The sequence below is a fragment of the Ruegeria sp. EL01 genome (genome assembly GCF_900313035.1).
Lineage (GTDB): Bacteria > Pseudomonadota > Alphaproteobacteria > Rhodobacterales > Rhodobacteraceae > Ruegeria.
The window spans coordinates 404,738-425,400 of sequence record NZ_OMPS01000046.1; the positions used below are offsets into that span (position 1 = coordinate 404,738).

Sequence of the window (20,663 nt, forward strand, 5' to 3'; positions counted from 1 at the left end):
CCCTTTAACCGGCTGACCCGCAGGTTGGCCGGTTTTCCAACTAAGATGTTGACGAAAAATGGCCGAAACAACTCTGGCCATTGGTACAATTCCTGATCATGATTGCTATACATCCCAATTGTGATGGCTTAAGACCCATCCAAACATCACCTGAAGACGGGGAGTGAGCAGCATGTCTGACGACTTTGAATTGGACACCGATGATTTGAAACGCCGCATGGATGGCGCGATGGCTAATCTCAGAACCGAATTCGCCTCGCTGCGGACCGGTCGCGCGTCGGCCTCGATGCTCGAACCTGTGATGGTGGACGCCTATGGCGCGATGACACCGATCAACCAGGTGGGCACAGTAAACGTCCCGGAACCGCGTATGGTCACGGTCAATGTTTGGGACAAGGGCCTTGTGGGCAAAGTGGAAAAAGCGATCCGCGAAAGCGGGTTAGGGATCAATCCTCAGCTGAATGGCACGATCATCATGCTGCCGATCCCGGAACTGAACGAAGAACGCCGCCGCGAGTTGACTAAGGTGGCCGGGCAATATGCGGAAAGCGCGCGTGTGTCCGTTCGCAACGTTCGTCGTGACGGCATGGACCAGATCAAGAAGGCCAAGGCCGACGGCATGTCCGAAGATGATCAGAAATTCTGGGAAAGCGAAGTTCAGGACCTGACGGACGAGATGATCAAGGCCGTGGATGCCGCGCTTGAGAACAAGCAGTCCGAAATCATGCAGGTCTGAACCGGTACAATGCCCAAAGATCCCCAACCCGAACAGCATGCCGGCCCGCGCCACGTCGCCATCATCATGGATGGCAATGGCCGCTGGGCACAAGCACGCGGGCGGCCTAGGCTATTTGGTCACCATGCAGGCGCACGCCGCGTGCGCGAAGTGGTCGAGGCCTGTCCGGGATTGGGCATCAAATATCTGACGGTGTTCGCTTTTTCGACAGAAAACTGGAAACGGACGCAGGTTGAAGTTGCCGGATTGATGAGCCTGTTTCGGCGCTACATTATCAAGGAAACCACAACGCTGGCAAAAAACGGCATTCGCGTGCGTTTCATTGGCGATCGGGTGCGACTGGATACCAAGCTGACCGATTTGATGGATACGCTGGAAGAGGAAACCAAAAACAACGATCTGGTTCATCTGACTGTCGCGTTGAACTACGGGGGCAGGGATGAGGTGGCGCGGGCGACCAAACGCCTCGCCCTCGACGTGGCCGAAGGCCGGTTGCGGCCCGAGGATGTAGATCAGGAAACGCTACCGAAATACCTGGATACACGTGTTCTGCCGGATCCGGATCTGGTGATCCGGACCAGTGGCGAAGCGCGGATTTCGAACTTTCTGCTCTGGCAATCGGCGTATTCGGAATACGAGTTCATCGACACGCTCTGGCCTGATTTCACCGCGGATGAGTTGGAACGCCTGTGCCGCAACTACGGGTCGCGCGAACGGCGGTTCGGAGCGGTTCCGGCATGAGCGACGGCCGATGGTCTGATCTGACCACACGGGTTCTGTCTGCGATCGTTTTGGTTGCGATTGGCTCGATCGAAGTTTGGCTGGGCGGAATCTGGTTCGAGGTATTCATCGCCGCAGCCTGCGGTCTGATGGCCTGGGAACTGGTCCGCATGATTGAACCACAGCGGGCAGGCATGGCTGTGCAGTTGGGCATTCTGACTGGTGTCGGGGTCATTCTAAGCTATCACCTACCACCCCTGTACAAAGTACCGTTTCTGCTCGCTCCAGCGTTGGTCGGAGCAGGGCAGGTCAGCCATTCCCGTGGATTGTATGCCTTGTTCGCCATCTGGATCGCAGCCGCGGGGCTAGGGTTCATATCCATTCGCGAAAACATGGGTTTTGGCTGGATGATTTGGCTGATCTCGGTCGTGGTGGTCACGGATGTTGCTGGCTATTTCGTCGGCAAAGCCTTCGGCGGCCCTAAGTTCTGGCCAAAGGTTAGCCCTAAGAAAACATGGTCCGGCACCGCCGGGGGATGGGTTGCTGCGGCGCTTGTCGGGACACTGTTTGCCCAGCACGGCGGGTTTGGTGTGGCCTTTGTGGTTGTCTCGGTTCTGGCGTCGATGGCTAGTCAGGCGGGCGACATAGTCGAAAGCGCTATGAAACGCAAATTTGGCATCAAGGACAGTTCGAACCTGATCCCCGGACATGGCGGGTTTCTGGACCGTTTCGATGGTATGATGGGGGCCGCGTTGTTCGTGCTGATTGCCGGCTTGATCTACGCGCCCGGAGCCATGTGATGCGGAAAGTATCGATTTTTGGGGCAACCGGCTCGATCGGTCAAAACACGATCGATCTGATCGCACGTGATCCCACCGCCTACGATGTTATCGCGCTGACGGGCGGGGCGAATATCGCGCAACTGGCGGCAGATGCCCGCAGGTTGGGTGCTGATCTCGCGGTCACCGCCCATGAGGACCGACTGCACGATCTGAAGGATGCGCTGCAAGGCAGCGGTGTCGAAGTTGCTGCCGGTGAGAGTGCCATTGCCGAGGCTGCAGCACGGCCAGCCGATTGGGTAATGTCGGCGATCGTTGGCGCCGCTGGCTTGGCGCCGGGGATCGAGGCCTTGAAACAGGGAACAACGCTGGCGCTGGCAAACAAGGAAACGCTGGTTTGTGCTGGTGCGCTGGTTTTGGACACGGCGCGGACACATGATGCCAGTATCCTGCCGGTGGACAGCGAACATTCGGCAGTGTTTCAGGCGTTGGCCGGTGAGGATATGGACGCGGTTGAGCGGGTGATTATCACCGCCAGCGGTGGCGCATTTCGGGATTGGCCTTTGCAGGAGCTGGCCAAAGCCACTGTCGAGCAGGCGTCAAACCATCCAAACTGGAACATGGGTCAACGCATCACGATCGATAGCGCATCCATGTTCAATAAGGCATTAGAGGTCATAGAGACCCGAGAGTTCTTTGGCATTGACCCGGATCAGATCGAAGTTCTGGTGCATCCGGAATCCATAGTGCATGCGATGGTGGGGTTTCGCGACGGGGCGGTGATGGCCCATATGGGCGCGCCTGATATGCGTCATGCCATTGGATATGCACTGCATTGGCCAGAACGGCAGGCTCTGCCTGTGCAAAGGCTGGATCTGGCGAAGCTGGGGCAGTTGCGCTTTAGCGACCCGGACCTGGCGCGGTATCCGGCGCTGAAACTGGCGCGCGATGTCATGGCGCGCGGCGGTTTGTCAGGTGCCGTGTTCAACGCAGCCAAGGAGCGTGCGCTGGACCATTTCATTGCACGCCGGATCGAATTTCTGAATATGGCCGAGGTCGTGGACGCGGTTCTGGAACGGTTCGACGCAACGGGTGGTCTTATTGATGCCCCTATGACACTTGATAACGTGTGGAAAACAGACCATCTGGCACGTCAATGGGTTGATGATGCCGTGATCAAACGAGCAGGATAAAATTTTGGACGTACTTTCTCTGATTCCACAGTTTGGCAATTTGCTTTGGACTATTGTGGCCTTCGTGATCGCTTTGTCGGTGATAGTCGCAGTTCATGAATACGGCCATTACATCGTTGGCCGGTGGTCTGGAATCCATGCCGAGGTGTTTTCGATCGGGTTTGGCCCCGTACTCTGGAGCCGTATGGACAAGCGTGGCACGCGGTGGCAGGTCGCTCTGTTGCCGTTTGGTGGATACGTCAAATTTCTAGGCGATGCCAATGCCGCTTCGGGCAAAGACGAAGAGGCGATGGAAGAAATCACCGAACAAAGCCCGGAAGAGCTGCGACGCACGATGCATGGCGCCCCCCTTTGGGCCCGCACGGCGACAGTTGCAGCAGGGCCGGTGTTTAATTTCGTCATGTCGATTCTGGTGTTTGGGATGATCTTCTGGTCGCAGGGCGTATCACGCGAGCCTTTGACCGTCGGAACACTGCAACCTTTGCCGGGAACAGAACAAGGGTTGCAGGAAGGCGACGAAATCGTTGCGATCGCCGGGATCCCGACACCTGACTTCGATGAAGAAGGGGCCTGGGGTGACTTCACGGATTCGCTGCCGGTGGAACCCATTCTGGATTACACTGTCATCCGCGACGGCCAGACGATTGACGTGGCCGCACCCTGGTTGTTCCCGCCCTTGATCCGGCAAGTGACCCCCCGCAGCGCCGCCATGGATATCCAACTGGCGCAAGGGGACGTGATTACCTCCGTGAACGGAGAGCCGATCTTTGCGTTTGAACAACTCAAGGACTTTGTCGAAGGCTCGGACGGGCGGGTTTTGTTGCTGAACGTCTGGCGAGACGGCGCTGATCTTGAGTTTGCCCTTGCACCGCGTCGAACCGACGAGCCGCAAGCTGATGGTGGGTTCGTAACCCATTGGCGTATCGGTATTGTCGGCGGCATGATGCTGGAGGCCGCGACCGAGCCTGCAGGTTTGATAGAATCGCTTTCTGGTGGTGTGCAGCAGACCGTACGGATCATCGAAGGGTCGCTGTCCGGGATGTGGCATATGGTGACGGGGGCGATCAGCACCTGCAACATATCCGGTCCGATTGGAATCGCCGAAACCTCGGGTGCGATGGCCAGTCAGGGTGCGCAGAACTTCATCTTTTTCATTGCTGTTTTGTCTACGGCCGTTGGGTTACTGAATCTGTTTCCGATCCCGGCACTGGATGGGGGTCATCTGGTGTTTTACGCCTACGAGGCAGTCGCCGGAAAACCGCCAAGCGACAAAGCGCTGCGGGTTCTGATGGGCGTCGGCATCACGCTGATTCTCAGTCTGATGTTGTTTTCTTTGACCAACGACCTGTTTTGCTGATTGAGGCGGGTGCGGCATAGAAATGCCGCACTAATGCCGCATTCTTGGGCTACTGAAATCGCGCTGGTTGAGGGTCTATTATGACAAATACGATGCAAAAATCCTATCAGAGCCTGAGTTTCCTGTTCATGCTGAATTGGGACATGCTTTTGAGCTTTGCAGTCACCGCTTTGGCGCTGGCGGGCGGCGCATATCTGGCTGGCATGTGATTCTTCACTCTCTTCTCGATAGACTGCGGAACTGATCAATATTTCGGTGCGAATGTTGGCCTTTTGACAAGACCAACTATTCCCGTTACTCAGCATTAAATTCTTGAAATGCTGGGTAGAGAACAAAAATGACCAAAGGGCGTGGCGCGGGTACATCCTGCGGGGGGCAAAAGCCAACAAACAAGATTTTGTGGCGGACGCTAACGTTTTTTTTCCTGTTTGCAGCAGCAAGTTTACTGGCTTTGCCGCAAGAAGCACGGGCGCAGAACTTCACCATCAATTCTTTTGATGTCGACGGCAACCGCCGCATCGAAACCGGGACAATCATAGCGCGAACAGGCATTGAGCCTGGTCAGACCGTGACCGCAGGGCAGTTGAACGATGCCTATCAGCGTTTGCTTGACAGTGGTGTTTTTGAAACAGTCGAACTGACACCGCGCGGCAGCACGCTTGTCATCGAAGTTCAGGAATACCCGACGATCAACCAGATCAGTATCGAGGGGAATCGCCGCGTAAAGGATGACGTTCTGATGGATGTCATCTCGTCTCAGCCCCGTCGTGTGTTTACACCTCAGGTTGCCGAAGCGGATGCGGATTTGATTGCCGAGGTCTATTCGGCTCAGGGCCGCGTGTCCGCGACCGTTATCCCGCGCATCATCCGACGCAGCGACAATCGCGTGGATCTGGTTTTCGAAGTGGCCGAAGGTACAGCCATCGAGGTTGAACGCGTTAGTTTTGTGGGCAACCGTGCATATTCCGACCGCCGCCTGCGTCGTGTTCTTGAGACCAAGCAGGCGACATTCCTGCGGACGTTCTTCCGGAGTGACACATTTATCGGCGACCGGATCGAGTTTGATAAACAGGTCCTTCGCGATTTCTACCTGTCACGCGGATACATTGATTTCCGTGTGAACAGCGCCAACGTTGAATTCACACGTGAGCGGGATGCATTTTTCCTGGTCATGAACATCACCGAAGGCCAGAAATTCTCGTTCGGGCAGATCAGCACCGTCAGCGAAATTCCGGGTGTTAACGCAGCAGACTATCAAAACGCCCTGAAGATCAAGCCCGGCGTGACTTATTCGCCGACCCTGATCGAAAACTCGATCGCCCGTCAGGAGCGTTTGGGTGTCAAACAAGGCGTTGATTTTCTGCGTGTCGAGCCGCGTGTTACACGCAATCCTCGCGATCTGACGCTGGATGTTCAGTTTGTTCTGACCAAAGGACCGCGCGTCTTTGTCGAGCGGATCGATATCGAAGGCAACACCACAACACTTGACCGTGTGATCCGCCGTCAGTTCGACACCGTCGAAGGTGACCCGTTCAATCCGCGCGAAATCCGTCAGGCGGCAGAGCGCATCAATGCACTGGGCTTCTTTGCCACTGCCAATGTAGAACCGCGTGAAGGGTCGACGCCGAGCCAGGTTATTCTGGATGTGGATGTCGAAGAACAACCCACCGGGTCGCTCAGCCTCGGCGGTAGCTACTCGGTCACTGACGGTTTCGGTTTGGCCGTGGGTCTTAACGAAGCTAACTTCCTTGGACGCGGACAGAACCTTGGTATTTCGATCTCAACGGCCCAGGATTCCGAGCAGTATACGATCGACTTCACCGAACCTTACCTGTTGGGACGGAAACTGCGCTTTGATCTGGGGCTGGGTCTGGCGTCTACGAATTCAAGCTTTGCGAGCTATGATACCAAACGTGTTTTCTTCAACCCACAGCTCAGCTACGCGATTGGCGAATTGTCAGCGGTCCGTTTGCGCTATGGCTGGGAACGCAGTGAGATGAGCCAGCAGGATGACGAAACCAATGGCGCGGTCATTTCCTCGGAAATCGATCAGGGGAAACGAATCTCAAGCTCTTTGGGTCTGTCCTATGTCTATGACAGCCGTATCGGTGGTTTGAATCCAAACGCAGGCGTTTTGTTTGAGGTTGGTGTTGACGCTGCCGGACTTGGCGGTGACAACAAATTCGTCAAAACCACTGCGCGCGGCGTCGCTCAGACAAAAGTGCTTAGCGAAGAAGTGACCTTGCGCGCGTCGCTGGAACTTGGCGCCCTGCATTGGAGCGGCAATGACTTCAGTCGAACCATTGACCGTTTCGTTCTGGGACCGAATACATTCCGAGGCTTCGAGCCTGCCGGCCTTGGTCCGCGCGACTTGTCCAACGGGCAGGATGACGCCATCGGAGGCAACTATTACTGGGTTGCGCGTTTTGAAACGGACTTCCCTCTGGGGCTGCCCGAGGAACTGGGTTTGCGTGGCGGTCTGTTCTACGATGTGGGCAACCTGTACAACATCGACAACGTGAATACTGCAGGGGCAAATATTGTTGGTGCAAACGGTGCTATTCGTCACGTTATCGGCATATCAGTTCTGTGGGATACGCCGTTCGGCCCGCTGCGTTTCAACTTCTCGAAGGCACTGAAGAAAGAAGACTTCGACAAGGAACAGAATTTTGACCTGACCATTCAGGCCAGGTTCTGATTTGCGATGCTGAGTGTCTTTTTGACGCAACGACAGGGCCCGCTTCGGGCCCTGTGTGTTTTCCTGGCCTTTTTTCTGGCCGTCCCAACCTTTGCGCAACAACTGGAACTGGGTGTGCCCCAACCGGGTGTGTTGACGATTTCCAGCGAAAGGTTGTTTTCTGATTCCGAATACGGCCAACGGGTTATGGGCGTGATCGAACGAGAAAGCACGTTGTTGGCTGAAGAGAACGAACGGATCGTTGCAGAATTGAGCAAAGAGGAAAAAGATCTGACGGAAAAGCGCGCGAGTCTTGAAGCAGATGAGTTTCGCCCATTGGCCGAGGCATTCGACAGAAAGGTCCAGTCCCACCGCGAGGGTCAGAGGGCCAAACTTGATGCGTTGGCAAGACGTAGCGAAGAGAACCGGCAGAGCTTTTTTCAGCTGGCGCGCCCAGTTCTGATTGACCTGTTGCGTGAAACTGGCGCGTCGATGATCCTTGAGCGTTCGAACGTTTTTCTAAGCTCGGATACATCCGACATCACCGATGCCGCTATCGCTCGCATTAACGCAACAATCGGCGATGGCACAGGGTTGCAGGACGGCACCGGCGAATAGGTTTGCTTGCCCTCGGGTTCTGGTATTGCTAACCACGCTGGCAACAAGACATCCAGAACGGGACATCTGCATTATGACCACGGAAACCAAAAGCGCCGACATTCAGCTGATTCAGCGGATATTGCCGCACCGCTACCCGTTTTTGCTGGTCGACAAGGTGGTGGATATCACCGGCTATCAATCCGCTATTGGCATCAAGAACGTGACGATGAACGAACCCCATTTTCAGGGGCACTTTCCCGGCACGCCAATTATGCCAGGCGTCACCATTGTCGAGGCAATGGCCCAGACCGCAGGTGTGATGTTAGGCGTTGGCATGGACGTCATCGACACCGAACTGCTGATTTACTTCATGAGCATCGACAAGTGTAAATTCCGCCGGAAAGTTGTTCCGGGGGATGTGCTTGAGATGCACGTGGAAACCCTGCGCGGCAAAAAGGGTGGCAAGCTGTTCAAATTCAGCGGTCGCGCGACCGTAGAAGGTGAAGTGGCGGCCGAGGCCGAGTTTTCGGCCTATGTCGACTGGGAGATGGAAAAAACGGCATGAGCGGCATTCACCCAAGCGCAATTATCGAAGACGGCGCAAAGATCGGGCAGGACTGTGTGATCGGTCCGTTCTGTTACGTGGGCGCACGGGTCAAGCTGGGTGACCGGGTCGAACTTAAATCTCATGTGGTTGTGACCGGGAATACATCGGTCGGCGAAGACACGGTGATTTTCAATTTCTCGGTCATTGGTGAGATCCCGCAGGACCTGAAATTCGGTGGCGAAGACACGCGTCTGGAGATTGGCAATCGAAATCGCATTCGCGAGCATGTCACTGTGAACACCGGCACAGATGGTGGCGGCGGCGTTACGCGGATCGGTGACGATTGCCTTTTGATGGCGGGGGTCCACGTGGCGCATGACGTACAGATGGGCGACCGCGTCATCATGGTGAACAATGCGGGTGCCGCAGGGCACTGCATCATCGAAGACGATGTGATCATCGGCGGTATCTCGGGTCTGCATCAATGGGTCCGGGTTGGCCGAGGCGCCATTATTGGTGCGCTGACCATGGTGCCAAATGATGTCATTCCATACGGGCTGGTGCAGGCCCCGCGCGGCGAACTGGATGGGCTGAACCTGGTTGGGTTGAAGCGCAAGGGCGTGTCGCGTGAAGACATTTCGGCGCTGCGCGGTGCGTTTCGCGAACTCAGCAAAGGTGACGGCACCTTCATGGACCGCGCCCACAGGGTTGGTGCGGACAATGAAAGCGAATATGTGCAACGCATTGTCGATTTTGTCACCGGGCACAGTGACCGGTCCTTCCTGACACCGGGAAAGTAGAGCCATGCTGGCGCTGATTGCGGGAACGGGCGCATTGCCGAACGAAGTTGTTGCAGACCTTGCCGAGACACCGGTGATCTGCGCGATGGAAGGGTTCATTCCGGACGACTTGTCCGTCGATATTGTTTTTCCTTTGGAACATTTGGGCAGTTTTATCTCTGACCTGAAAGACCAAGGCGTGACGGAAATCTGCATGGCTGGCGCAGTTCAACGTCCGACCGTGGATCCAAGCCGCATTGATGCGGCGACCATGCCATTGGTGCCGGTTCTACAGCAGGCGATCATGACAAGCGATGATGGCGCGTTGCGTGCAGTGATTGGAATATTCGAGAACGCCGGCTTGAGCGTGCGGGCCGCGCATGAAATCGCTCCGACGCTGTTGCCGCCGCTTGGATGTCTGACCGATGCGCAACCCTCGCAAGCGGATCTGGCAGATGCGGATCGCGGCGCAAGTGTTCTAAGCGCCATGGGATCAGCCGATGTCGGCCAAGCCTGTGCGGTGTCAAAAGGGCAAGCGTTAGCGGTTGAGGGCATCTTCGGCACAGCCTGGATGCTGCAATCGCTGACGCAACGACCGGACGCGGGTGGTGGCATCCTGTTCAAAGGGCCAAAGCCGGGTCAGGATCGGCGGGTCGATCTGCCTGCCATTGGGCCCGAGACGGTGACGGGCGCTGTTGCCGCAGGGCTGTCAGGTATTGTCATTGAAAAGGGTGGGGTGATCGTCCTGCAAAAAGACCGTGTGATAGCCGAGTGTAATCGCCTGGGCTTATTCCTCTTCGTGCGCGAGCGTGCTGTCTGATGCGCGTTTTTCTGGTCGCTGGAGAACCGTCTGGCGACCGTTTGGGCGGTGCGCTGATGGAGGGTTTGAAAACCCTGGTGCCGGATATTGAATTCGACGGGGTCGGTGGACCTCTAATGGGAGCCGAAGGCCTCGCCAGCCGCTTTCCAATGTCCGAGCTGAGCGTGATGGGGTTGGTCGAAGTGCTGCCAAAGTTCTTCCACCTCAAACGCCGGATTTCGGAAACGGCGCAGGCCGTTCTGGACACGCAGCCAGACGTTTTGATTACAATCGACAGTCCCGATTTCAGCCTACGGGTAGCCAAACTGGTCAAAGCCAGCAGCACCATTCGCACCGTTCACTACGTCGCGCCCAGCGTTTGGGCCTGGCGTCCGGGGCGGGCGGATAAGATGGCCAGGGTCATCGATCATGTTTTGGCTTTGCTGCCATTCGAGCCGCCCTACATGGAACGCGCCGGGATGGAATGTGACTTTGTAGGTCACCCTGTCGCAAGTGAGCCGGTTGCGACACAAGATGAAATTGCCGCCTTCCGCGCGACCTTTGAATTGGGCGACGCGCCGATTCTTTTGGCATTGCCCGGGTCGCGACGGGGTGAGATTGAACGGCTGTCTGAGTGTTTCCGGGATGCGCTGCACCAGTTCATCTCGGACAGGCCAGAATTCCGTGTTGTCGTGCCGACGGTTGGCGCTGCAATCGATCTGATCAACTCTGTGGTTCCAAGCTGGCCGGGAAACCCGGTTGTGCTGGACCCACGTCACATTGGTGCCGACCAAGCCAGTGCCTACAAACGTGCGGCCTTTGGAGCCGCCGATCTGGCGCTGGCCGCCTCTGGCACGGTCTCGCTGGAACTGGCCGTGCAGAACACACCCATGGTGATCGCTTACAAGCTAAACTGGTTGACGCAGAAAATGGCCGAGCGGATGGTCAAACTGGACACCGTCACGCTGGTCAATCTGGTGTCTGATACGCGCGCCGTGCCTGAATGTCTTCTGGACGATTGCGTGCCCGACAAAATTGCCGCAGCGCTGAATCAGGTCGCTGACGCGCCTGATGCGCAGAGACAGGCCATGGATCTGACAATGGACCGTTTGGGGCGCGGAGGCGAACCGCCGGGCCTCAGGGCGGCAAAGGCTGTTCTGGAACGGATGAACGCCTGATGTTGGACTATGGGGTCTTTGCGCTTTCAGCGTTTATGGCGCAGGTTCTGACAAACTTGGACAACTTGGCCGCGTTGTTGGCGTTGGTTCTGGTGACCGGACCAAGGCGTTCGGTTTTTGGGTTCTTAGTGGCGCAATTCATCGTCATCGGTGCCGCGTTTCTTTTGGCGACCGGGGTTGGCGATATCATCCCCCATTGGGCCGGGTATCTGGGCATTGTGCCGCTGTCCCTCGGCTTGCTCGGCGTTGTGAGACAATTCCGCGGCGCGTCTTCAGAAGCCGAACCGGCAGTCCAGGCAGGTGGTTCGACCATCGTGATCTCGATGTTGTTCGTAAGCTTGTCGATGGACACGTTTGCTGTACTCGGACCGTTGCTGGCAGACTCGACCCCAGGATACAGGCTGGCAGGGCTTTTCGGCGCAAGTGCGGCTGCGATCAGTTTGGCTATCGTCGCGCTGTTGGGCTCGAAAGTACCTTTCATGACCGGCGGGCTGGCGCGCAAGCTGGAACGGCTGGTGCCTTATGTGATGATCTGTGCCGGGCTCTATATTCTCAGCAACTCGTGGACTGACGCGATCTAGTAACCACGCCAGATCCAGCCGCCGCCAAAAATACGGCTGCCTTCGGATTCATAAAACACGCAGGCCTGTCCGGGCGAAACGCCTTCTTCAGGGGTCAGCAATTCGACCTCGGCTGTTGTGTCTGACAACGGGCGGACAATCGCTTCGCGCGGGGGCCGGGTCGAGCGGACTTTGACCGACAGATGCCATTCCTTTTGGGACGTGAAGGGAACATCGCCCAGCCAGTTGATTTCGCGCACAGGTATGGTCCGGGTGGCCAGCATGTCTTTGGGACCAACCACGACCTGTTTCTTATCCACGTCCAGTTTCACCACGAACAGCGGCTCGCTAAGGCCTCCAATGCCCAAGCCTCGGCGTTGTCCGATCGTGTAGTGAATAACACCGTTGTGCTGCGCCAGAACTCGGCCATCCGCATGCACGATGTCTCCGGGTTCGGCAGCACCGGGCCTCAGTTTCTCGATCACGCTGGCGTAGTTGCCGTTGGGCACAAAGCAGATGTCCTGACTGTCGGGCTTATCCGCCACGGCCAGCCCGTATTGTGCCGCCATTTCCCGCGTTGCGTCTTTTGAGGGCAGGTGGCCCAAAGGAAAGCGCAGGAACGCCAGTTGATCCGGCGTTGTCGAAAACAAGAAATAGGACTGATCGCGGTTGGCATCCTCGGCACTGTGCAGTTCTGCACCGTTGGATCCAATCTTGCGCTGGATATAGTGACCGGTGGCCATGCAATCAGCCTCAAGATCCTTGGCGGTTTCCAGCAGGTCCTTGAACTTCACCCTCTCGTTGCAGCGAATGCAGGGTACAGGGGTGGCGCCCGCCAGATAACTGTCGGCAAATTCATCGATCACTGCATCTTTGAAGATGTTCTCGTAATCCAGCACATAATGCGGAAATCCACGCTCCTCGGCCACACGGCGCGCATCGTGGATATCGATCCCGGCGCAGCATGCGCCTTTCTTGGCCAGCGCTGCCCCATGATCATAAAGCTGCAGGGTCACGCCCACCACGTCATACCCCTGATCCGCCAGATGTGCGGCCACGACCGAACTGTCGACACCACCAGACATGGCCACAACCACCCGGGTTTCCGAGGGCGGTTTGGCAAAGCCAAGCGAGTTTAGCGGTGTGTCGGCATCGAGGGCCATGGGGGTTCCAGTCCGGATTAAGGAAGACCGGCAGAATATAGGAAAATTCTACACACTCTCAAGGGGCGATTTCACCGCGAATTAAGTAGGCTGATGTCAGCTTTGTCGCAGCAAGAAAAGGGTTAAGAGATGTATTTGCACAAAGTTGAAGGGCCACGGTCGGTAACCCTGCCGGATGGAACGGTTTTAACGCGCGCAGATCTTCCGCCTGCGGAAACGCGGCGCTGGGTGGCATCACGCAAGGTCATTGTGGTTCGTGGCGTGCTTTATGGTCTGATCACGCTATCCGAAGCCAAAAAGCGATACGGCATCAGCGATGAGGAGTTCAATATCTGGGTATCGGCAGTCGCCGAGCACGGTGTGGACGCATTAAAGGTCACAGCGTTAAAAAAATATCGACAACCTAAGATTGAAAGTGAATAAATGATTCAACGGTAACGTCAGGTTAACCATTCTTGGTCAGGTTTATTTTTAATTGGAATAGTTGACCCGAATTGGAGCAGGTAAATGCGAATACTTCTTGTCGAGGATGATCCTACAACATCTAAAAGCATCGAATTGATGCTGACACATGCGAATCTAAATGTGTATGCGACGGATCTTGGCGAAGAAGGCATCGATCTGGCGAAACTCTATGATTACGATTTGATTCTGCTGGATCTCAACTTACCCGATATGAACGGGCATGAGGTTCTGCGCCAGCTACGGATCGCACGGGTCGAAACTCCGATTCTGATCCTGTCGGGCGCGGATGATACTGAAAGCAAAATCAAAGGTTTCGGCTTTGGAGCGGATGATTATCTGACCAAGCCATTCCATCGCGAAGAACTGGTTGCACGTATTCACGCGATCATTCGACGGTCGAAGGGACATTCGCAATCGATCATCCACACAGGTCGCGTGGCCGTGAATTTGGATGCGAAAACTGTCGAAGTTGAAGGGCAAACCGTTCACTTGACCGGCAAAGAATACCAGATGCTCGAGCTTTTGAGCCTCCGCAAGGGTACAACCTTAACCAAGGAAATGTTCCTTAACCATCTCTATGGCGGAATGGACGAACCAGAATTGAAGATTATCGATGTCTTCATCTGCAAGCTGCGCAAAAAGCTCAGCAATGCGACTGGCGGCGATAACTATATCGAAACCGTGTGGGGGCGCGGCTATGTGTTGCGCGACCCGCAAACCAACAGCCTTGACGAGACCCGGATGGCGGTTGGCGCCTGATCAGACCCAAGACATGCCGTCGTCGGTCCAGGGCGGCACCTCCACTCACGGCTCAGCACGACTGGACCTGGCCATGACCTCGCCCTATCACTGAGGTCCAAGAATTCGTGACAGGGCGAGGCCATGAGCAACTCTATTTCAACACCAGAGCTCACAGAAAACGAGGCGCGCGAGGAATTGGCACGCCTTGCTGAGCTTCTGCAGCGGGCAAACACGCTGTATCACGCAGAAGACGCACCCGAAATTTCAGATGCGGAATACGATTCATTGAAACGGCGCAATGCCGAGATTGAGATCCGATTCCCGCAATTGAAACGTCAGGACAGCCCATCAGAGCAGGTTGGCGCACGCGTTTCTGTTGGGTTCTCAAAAGTCACCCACGCCGTGCGCATGATGTCGTTGGGCAATGCCTTTGATGATGAAGATGTTGCGGATTTCGACAAATCGATCCGGAAATATCTTGGGTTGGCCTCGGATGCGCGATTGGCGTTCACGGCAGAGCCGAAAATCGACGGTCTATCATTGTCACTGCGCTATGAGAACGGACAGCTGATTCAGGCCGCAACACGTGGGGATGGAGAGGTCGGCGAAAATGTAACGGCCAATGCGCGCATGGTTTCGGACATTCCGCAACAAATCGAGAATGCCCCTGAAATCCTCGAAGTGCGGGGGGAAGTTTACATGTCGCACGAGGATTTCGAACGACTGAATGCACGCCAAGCCGAGACCGGTGGTAAGCTTTTCGCCAATCCAAGAAATGCGGCGGCGGGTTCATTGCGGCAGTTGGATTCCGAGATCACACGCTCTCGCCCCCTACGCTTTTTTGCCTACGCCTGGGGAGAGCTGTCTGCACCTCTGGCGGACTCGCAAATGGGTGCGATTGAGCAGCTTAACAGCTTTGGGTTTTCGACCAACGAGCTGACCCAGCTTTGCGAAACAACCCAAGAGATGCTGTCGCATTATCGCGATATCGAAGCGCAACGTTCGACCCTTGGGTATGACATCGATGGTGTCGTCTACAAGGTAAACGATCTGGCCTTGCAGGCACGATTGGGTTTCAGATCAACGACCCCGAGATGGGCGATTGCCCATAAATTCCCGGCCGAATTGGCGTGGACACGGCTTGAAGCAATAGACATTCAGGTCGGCCGCACAGGTGCGCTTAGCCCTGTTGCACGATTGCATCCGGTGACCGTGGGCGGCGTTGTCGTGTCGAACGCCACATTGCACAACGAAGATTACATTGTGGGGCGCGACTCCAAGGGGGAAACCATCCGCGATGGCAAGGACATACGCGTTGGCGATTGGGTGCAAGTCTATCGCGCGGGCGACGTGATCCCGAAAGTCGCTGATGTGGATGTATCCAAACGCCCCGGTGAGGCAAAGCCGTACGTTTTCCCCACCAAATGCCCGGAATGCCAAAGCGATGCCATTCGCGAAGAAGGCGACGCCGTCCGACGCTGCACCGGAGGGTTGATATGTCCGGCCCAAGCCGTTGAGAAATTGAAGCATTTTGTATCGCGCAAAGCGTTCGACATAGAAGGTCTGGGTGCCAAGCAGATTGAAATGTTCTATGATGATCCCGATTTGCCGATCAAAGCGCCGGTTGATATTTTCACATTACAGCAACGCGATGCGGCCAATCTGAACAAGATGGCCAACCGCAAAGGGTGGGGCGCGCAGAGTGCGGGAAACCTGTGGGCTGCAATTGATGAAAAACGCGCGATCCCGTTCGGACGCCTGCTGTTTGCATTAGGCATTCGACATACCGGCGAATCCTCCGCCAACCTGATTGCCAACCACTATGGCTCATGGTCGGAATTCGAACGTGCCGTTACTGCCGCATCAGATCTTTCCGGTCCCGAATGGGAGGATCTGCTTGGCATCGATGGGGTCGGAGAGGTCATGGCGCGCGCGTTGGTGTCGGCGTTCTCCCAATCTGCCGAGCGCGAGAGTATTGACGATCTGGTGCGGCAGCTACAGGTAAAGGACGCCAAACGACCTGATAGCTCGGGCAGCCCGGTGGCCGAAAAGACCGTTGTCTTTACCGGCACGCTGGAAAAAATGACCCGTGCCGAGGCCAAAGCCCGTGCCGAGGCGTTGGGGGCAAAGGTTTCAGGGTCGGTCAGCAAGAAAACCGATCTTCTGGTGGCCGGGCCCGGGGCTGGATCGAAAGCCAAGAAGGCGGCAGAACTGGGAATTGAAACTCTGGATGAGGATGGCTGGTTGCAGCTGATCGAAGGCGCATGAGCGGACGATCGGAACAGCTTTTCCCTCTGTTTGCCGATTTGGAGACACTAGAGGGTGTCGGACCAAAGACCGCCCAGATCATGGAGCAAACCGGGATCGAAAACCCGCGCGACGTGCTGTTTGGCTTGCCTTATGCGGTCGTGGACCGGCGCCGACGGGACACGATCCAGGGGGCTGATCTACCGACGACGCTGACCGTTGAGGTGACCGTGGGCACGCACCGGCCGTCCCGAAACAAGGGCGGCGCATATCGTGTACATGTCGAGGATGCTCAGGCCGATTTCCAATTGGTCTTTTTCCATGCGCGCGGGGACTACCTGAAGAAAGTTCTTCCTCAGGGATCCCGTCGCGTGATTTCTGGCAAGCTCGAACTGTTCGACGGTATGGCGCAGATGGTGCATCCAGATCATATCCTGCCGGTGGAACAGGCAGGCGAGATCCCTGAATTTGAACCTGTTTATCACCTGACACATGGTCTGACGCAAAAGACGGCCTTCAAAGCCTCGCGGAGCGCTTTGGCCCGTGCGCCCGAGTTGTCAGAATGGATTGATGCGGCGCAGGTTGCCCAAAAGAGTTGGCCTAATTGGGCAACGGCCATTCATGCGGCCCACAACCCGCAAGGCGCTGATGATGTTGCAGCTTTTGCTCCTACACGCGAGCGTCTGGCCTATGATGAGCTGTTGGCCCATCAACTGACTTTGGCGCTGGCCCGGCAAAGGGAGCGTAAAGCGCGTGGGATCGTCAGTATCGGAACAGGTGCGCTGCAGTCGAATGTTCTGTCCAGTTTGCCGTATCGTCCTACCGGTGCGCAGACCCGGGCCATTGAAGAAATCTCGCTAGATATGGCGGCCGAGACACGCATGAATCGCCTGCTTCAGGGCGATGTTGGCTCAGGGAAGACGCTCGTGGCGTTCATGGCTTTGCTTGTGGCGGTTGAGGCCGGCGGGCAGGGTGTCATGATGGCCCCGACCGAGATCCTGGCGCGCCAACATCTGGAGGGGCTACGACCGCTGGCGGTAGAGGCCGGGGTCGTCCTTGAGATCCTGACAGGCCGCGATAAAGGCGCTGAGCGGCGGTCGAAACTGGAGGCTTTGAAACGCGGTGACATCCAGATTCTGGTGGGGACCCATGCGGTGTTTCAAAGCGATGTCGAATTCAAAGCCCTGCGTCTGGCAATTGTCGATGAACAGCACCGCTTTGGTGTGCGTCAGCGGATGGAATTGTCTGAAAAGGGGCAGGGTGCCGACGTTCTGGTGATGACGGCGACGCCAATCCCGCGCAGTCTGGCGCTGGCGCAATATGGCGATATGGATGTCTCGGTACTGGATGAAAAGCCGCCGGGGCGTAAGCCGATCAAAACCGCAATCATCAGCACCCAACGCATAGACGATGTGGTGGCGCATCTGCGGAAAGCCATTGCGGAGGGGCGACAATGTTATTGGGTGTGCCCTCTGGTCGATGAATCCGAGGTTTCGGACCTGACGGCGGCGGAAGAGCGGTTCAAACGGTTGCGCGCCATCCTGGGGAACGACGTCGTGGGATTGGTTCATGGCCAGATGCCGCCAACCGACAAAGACGCGGCGATGACCGCGTTCCAATCCGGACAGACCAAGGTGTTGGTGGCCACAACGGTCATCGAAGTGGGCGTGAATGTACCCAACGCAACCATCATGGTGATCGAACGGGCCGAGATCTTCGGCCTGGCACAGCTGCATCAATTGCGCGGTCGTGTCGGGCGGGGCGAGGCCGAGTCCACCTGTTTGTTGATGTATCAGGCGCCGCTGAGCGAAGGCGGACGCAAACGGTTGGAGGTTCTGCGCGAGACCGAGGATGGGTTTCGCATTTCTGAAACCGACCTTCAGATGCGTGGCGCTGGTGATCTGATTGGCACCGCACAATCTGGTTTACCGCGATTTCGCATCGCTGATCTGGAGAGACAAGCAGGTTTGATGGCAGTTGCCCAATCGGATGCGCGCGCTTTGTTGAACGCAGACCCGAAACTGACCTCAGACCGAGGGCAGGCTGCACGTGTTCTGCTTTGGCTGATGAAACAGGATCAGGCGATCCGTTTGATTTCAGTGGGTTAGACGAGATGTTCCACAAAGTTCACAAATGTTCTCAAAAGTTCTTTACCGACTCGGGAAAATATGAGAACAAAAGGTCAACAAAGGATTAAAACTCTGACCGGAGGTGACCCTATGCTGACCCAGATCAAGACCGTTTTCAGCCGTTCGCAATCAACCATCCTACAGGATGCGGCGGGTGTGATGTCTTTGGTCGTGATTCTGGTCGTTGCCTTACATCTGCCCGTCGGTATCTAAGCCTTTCTGCCTGCGCTCTCGTGCCGATTGTCTCGCGCGTGTTATCCCCATCTCAGTCAAGGGTGACCTGCCTGTCCCATTTCCCTTGAGGGGCCATGCCTCGGCCCCGCGGAGACCCGGACCCCACACGAGAAACGCATTACCTGCCGCCGCCCTTTCCGCCCGGAAGGAGCGGCGGCTTTTTTACAGCTGTCCGGTTTTCATAATTTCCATTAATGCCGACAAGACAGAGTTAACCGCGACCGAGGCCAAGATCATGCCCATCACGCGGCTTATGATGGCCGCGCCGGAATGGCCGATCAATCGGATGATCGGTTCAGCCAACAGCATCAAAACAAATGCCACGACCAGCACCGACAACATGACCAGCGCGGTAATGCCCTGATCCACCATGCTGTAGCGGTGATTGTCGGTCAGAATGACAATCGCCAGCATTGCGCCGGGGGACGCCAAAGACGGCACGGCAAGGGGGAAAATCGCAGGGTTTTGCTTGTGGGTTTTATCTTCCAGGTCTTCTTCGGCCTGACGTTGTTCGACGTCCTGTTTGCTTTCGCCGAAAATCATCGTCAAGGCGAACAGGAATAGGATGATGCCCCCGGCGACTTGGAAAGAGTTCAACCCGATATCCAGCGCCTCGATCAGCAATTGTCCGAATATGAGGAAGAACAGTAAGACGCCAGCGCTGATCAGCGAGGCAAGCAACGCCATGCGACGGCGGGCGGCGGCTTCGACCCCGGCGGTTACTGCGATGAAGACGGGAATTGTACCTATCGGGTCAATGACGACCCAAAGCGTAACAAAATGCTCAAGCAAGTTATTCAATCCCGTCACTCCTCAATTTTTTCCAGAGGTTAGACAGGTTTGTATTAAAACGCCATGTTCAGGCGCAATTTGCCTGTTCGGCTTGTTCCATGGCCTCGGACGTTGCATCCAGCGCCAAAAGGATTGACGCGTGGCGGTTCTTATAGTCGCGCGCAGGCATCAGTACCTCGAGCCCGTCAAATGGCGCATCTGGGGCAGGGCCATCCTTTTTCAGCATCGCGGTCAGTTGATCACGTGCAGTTTCAACCTGGGCCCGTGTGGCGCCAATGACGGCATTTCCCACAACAGATGCTGAGGCCTGACCCAAGGCGCAGGCTTTGACGTCCTGACCAAACTCGCTGATCCGACCATCGCGCAACTTCACGTCTACGGTTACGGTCGATCCGCACAAAGGTGCACGTTTCTTGACCGTTGCATTAGGGGCGTCTAGTCGGTCCAGATGCGGGATTTCCGCGGCCAGCGCCAGAATACGTCCGGAGTAGAGCTTAATAAGGTCGTTCTCGCCGCTCATGGCTTTCCCTCGTAGCGTGTTCCCCATACATAGTGGCCAGCCCCCGGGATGCAAAAGGTTTTTATCATGTCCGACCCTGTCGTCTTTGACCCCTCGACCCTTAAATACAATGACGCTGGATTGGTCCCTGCAATCGCGCAGGATGAGGCATCCGGTGAGGTTCTGATGATGGCCTGGATGAACGCGCAGGCGGTCGAGCGCACGTTGCAGACGGGTCGCGTAACCTATTGGTCACGCTCGCGTCAGGCGTTCTGGATCAAGGGCGAAACATCCGGTCACGTGCAGGAGCTCGTGGATTTACGCGTCGATTGCGACCGGGATTGCCTGCTGGTTCTGGTGCGCCAGACCGGGGCAGCGTGCCACACCAATCGCAGGACGTGTTTTTATACGGCCGTGCGCGACGATGAAGAGGTTGAACTGATGTCACCGATGGGGTGATCGGCACGG

General features: G+C 56.4%; 22 protein-coding genes. 19 read left to right on the forward strand and 3 right to left on the reverse strand.

Annotation, left to right across the window (positions count from 1 at the left end):
- Positions 1–172: 172 nt before the first annotated feature.
- The 13 genes from frr (at position 173) to D9K61_RS22415 (ending at position 11,946) form a co-directional block, all read left to right on the forward strand.
- Entirely contained in the window at positions 173–736 is a 564-nt protein-coding gene (gene frr / locus D9K61_RS22360) for a ribosome recycling factor (RefSeq protein WP_120635394.1), read from the forward strand.
- Between the two features lie 9 nt (positions 737–745).
- The gene (locus D9K61_RS22365; RefSeq protein WP_120635395.1) at positions 746–1,477 is read left to right on the forward strand and encodes an isoprenyl transferase; all 732 of its coding nucleotides are present in this window, start codon (positions 746–748) and stop codon (positions 1,475–1,477) included.
- Entirely contained in the window at positions 1,474–2,256 is a 783-nt protein-coding gene (locus D9K61_RS22370) for a phosphatidate cytidylyltransferase (protein ID WP_120635396.1), read from the forward strand. Before D9K61_RS22365 ends, D9K61_RS22370 begins: the two co-directional genes overlap by 4 nt.
- Positions 2,256–3,428, forward strand: coding sequence for a 1-deoxy-D-xylulose-5-phosphate reductoisomerase (dxr, locus tag D9K61_RS22375; RefSeq protein ID WP_120635397.1), 1,173 nt, complete (start codon positions 2,256–2,258; stop codon positions 3,426–3,428). Before D9K61_RS22370 ends, dxr begins: the two co-directional genes overlap by 1 nt.
- Positions 3,429–3,432: 4 nt before the next feature.
- The gene (gene rseP / locus D9K61_RS22380; protein WP_120635398.1) at positions 3,433–4,785 is read left to right on the forward strand and encodes an RIP metalloprotease RseP; all 1,353 of its coding nucleotides are present in this window, start codon (positions 3,433–3,435) and stop codon (positions 4,783–4,785) included.
- Between the two features lie 80 nt (positions 4,786–4,865).
- Positions 4,866–4,994: a hypothetical protein gene (locus tag D9K61_RS27720; protein WP_256386775.1), complete on the forward strand. Its 129-nt coding sequence runs from the start codon at positions 4,866–4,868 to the stop codon at positions 4,992–4,994.
- Between the two features lie 128 nt (positions 4,995–5,122).
- Positions 5,123–7,483 (forward strand): outer membrane protein assembly factor BamA, encoded by a 2,361-nt coding sequence (gene bamA, locus D9K61_RS22385; protein WP_120635399.1) that lies wholly within the window; start codon positions 5,123–5,125, stop codon positions 7,481–7,483.
- Positions 7,484–7,489: 6 nt separating this feature from the next.
- Positions 7,490–8,080 carry an OmpH family outer membrane protein gene (locus D9K61_RS22390; protein ID WP_120635400.1) on the forward strand — a complete coding sequence of 197 codons (591 nt, stop codon included), beginning with the start codon at positions 7,490–7,492 and terminating at the stop codon, positions 8,078–8,080.
- A gap of 73 nt (positions 8,081–8,153) precedes the next feature.
- Entirely contained in the window at positions 8,154–8,627 is a 474-nt protein-coding gene (fabZ, locus tag D9K61_RS22395) for a 3-hydroxyacyl-ACP dehydratase FabZ (protein ID WP_120635401.1), read from the forward strand.
- Positions 8,624–9,409, forward strand: a complete 786-nt coding sequence (gene lpxA / locus D9K61_RS22400; RefSeq protein WP_120635402.1) for an acyl-ACP--UDP-N-acetylglucosamine O-acyltransferase — start codon at positions 8,624–8,626, stop codon at positions 9,407–9,409. The genes fabZ and lpxA overlap by 4 nt, the downstream gene beginning before the upstream one ends.
- Before the next feature lie 4 nt (positions 9,410–9,413).
- Positions 9,414–10,208 (forward strand): LpxI family protein, encoded by a 795-nt coding sequence (locus D9K61_RS22405; RefSeq protein WP_120635403.1) that lies wholly within the window; start codon positions 9,414–9,416, stop codon positions 10,206–10,208.
- Positions 10,208–11,365 carry a lipid-A-disaccharide synthase gene (lpxB, locus tag D9K61_RS22410; protein WP_120635404.1) on the forward strand — a complete coding sequence of 386 codons (1,158 nt, stop codon included), beginning with the start codon at positions 10,208–10,210 and terminating at the stop codon, positions 11,363–11,365. The genes D9K61_RS22405 and lpxB overlap by 1 nt, the downstream gene beginning before the upstream one ends.
- Positions 11,365–11,946, forward strand: coding sequence for a hypothetical protein (locus tag D9K61_RS22415; protein ID WP_120635405.1), 582 nt, complete (start codon positions 11,365–11,367; stop codon positions 11,944–11,946). The genes lpxB and D9K61_RS22415 overlap by 1 nt, the downstream gene beginning before the upstream one ends.
- On the opposite strand, the gene mnmA is transcribed toward D9K61_RS22415, so the two are convergent.
- Positions 11,943–13,088, reverse strand: coding sequence for a tRNA 2-thiouridine(34) synthase MnmA (mnmA, locus tag D9K61_RS22420; RefSeq protein WP_120635406.1), 1,146 nt, complete (start codon positions 13,086–13,088; stop codon positions 11,943–11,945). The genes D9K61_RS22415 and mnmA overlap by 4 nt on opposite strands.
- A gap of 129 nt (positions 13,089–13,217) precedes the next feature.
- On the opposite strand from mnmA, the gene D9K61_RS22425 reads away from it, so the two are divergent.
- The 5 genes from D9K61_RS22425 to D9K61_RS27725 all read left to right on the forward strand — a co-directional run bounded on the left by D9K61_RS22425 (position 13,218) and on the right by D9K61_RS27725 (position 18,883).
- Entirely contained in the window at positions 13,218–13,511 is a 294-nt protein-coding gene (locus D9K61_RS22425; protein WP_120635407.1) for a DUF1153 domain-containing protein, read from the forward strand.
- An 84-nt stretch (positions 13,512–13,595) separates the two neighbouring features.
- Positions 13,596–14,312 carry a response regulator transcription factor CtrA gene (gene ctrA, locus D9K61_RS22430; protein ID WP_120635408.1) on the forward strand — a complete coding sequence of 239 codons (717 nt, stop codon included), beginning with the start codon at positions 13,596–13,598 and terminating at the stop codon, positions 14,310–14,312.
- A gap of 123 nt (positions 14,313–14,435) precedes the next feature.
- A complete protein-coding gene (gene ligA / locus D9K61_RS22435) occupies positions 14,436–16,562 on the forward strand; it encodes an NAD-dependent DNA ligase LigA (protein WP_120635409.1) in 2,127 nt (708 codons plus the stop codon).
- Complete coding sequence (gene recG / locus D9K61_RS22440; protein ID WP_120635410.1) at positions 16,559–18,649, forward strand: ATP-dependent DNA helicase RecG; 2,091 nt, start codon at positions 16,559–16,561, stop codon at positions 18,647–18,649. The genes ligA and recG overlap by 4 nt, the downstream gene beginning before the upstream one ends.
- A 111-nt stretch (positions 18,650–18,760) precedes the next feature.
- Positions 18,761–18,883, forward strand: coding sequence for a hypothetical protein (locus D9K61_RS27725; protein ID WP_256386776.1), 123 nt, complete (start codon positions 18,761–18,763; stop codon positions 18,881–18,883).
- Between the two features lie 183 nt (positions 18,884–19,066).
- Here D9K61_RS27725 and D9K61_RS22445 read toward each other — a convergent pair whose 3' ends face one another.
- A complete protein-coding gene (locus tag D9K61_RS22445; RefSeq protein ID WP_120635664.1) occupies positions 19,067–19,705 on the reverse strand; it encodes a MarC family protein in 639 nt (212 codons plus the stop codon).
- A gap of 58 nt (positions 19,706–19,763) precedes the next feature.
- Positions 19,764–20,216, reverse strand: coding sequence for an iron-sulfur cluster assembly scaffold protein (locus D9K61_RS22450; protein ID WP_120635411.1), 453 nt, complete (start codon positions 20,214–20,216; stop codon positions 19,764–19,766).
- 48 nt (positions 20,217–20,264) lie between these two features.
- Between D9K61_RS22450 and hisI the strand changes: the two genes are divergently transcribed.
- Complete coding sequence (gene hisI / locus D9K61_RS22455; protein WP_120635412.1) at positions 20,265–20,654, forward strand: phosphoribosyl-AMP cyclohydrolase; 390 nt, start codon at positions 20,265–20,267, stop codon at positions 20,652–20,654.
- Positions 20,655–20,663 lie beyond the last annotated feature (9 nt).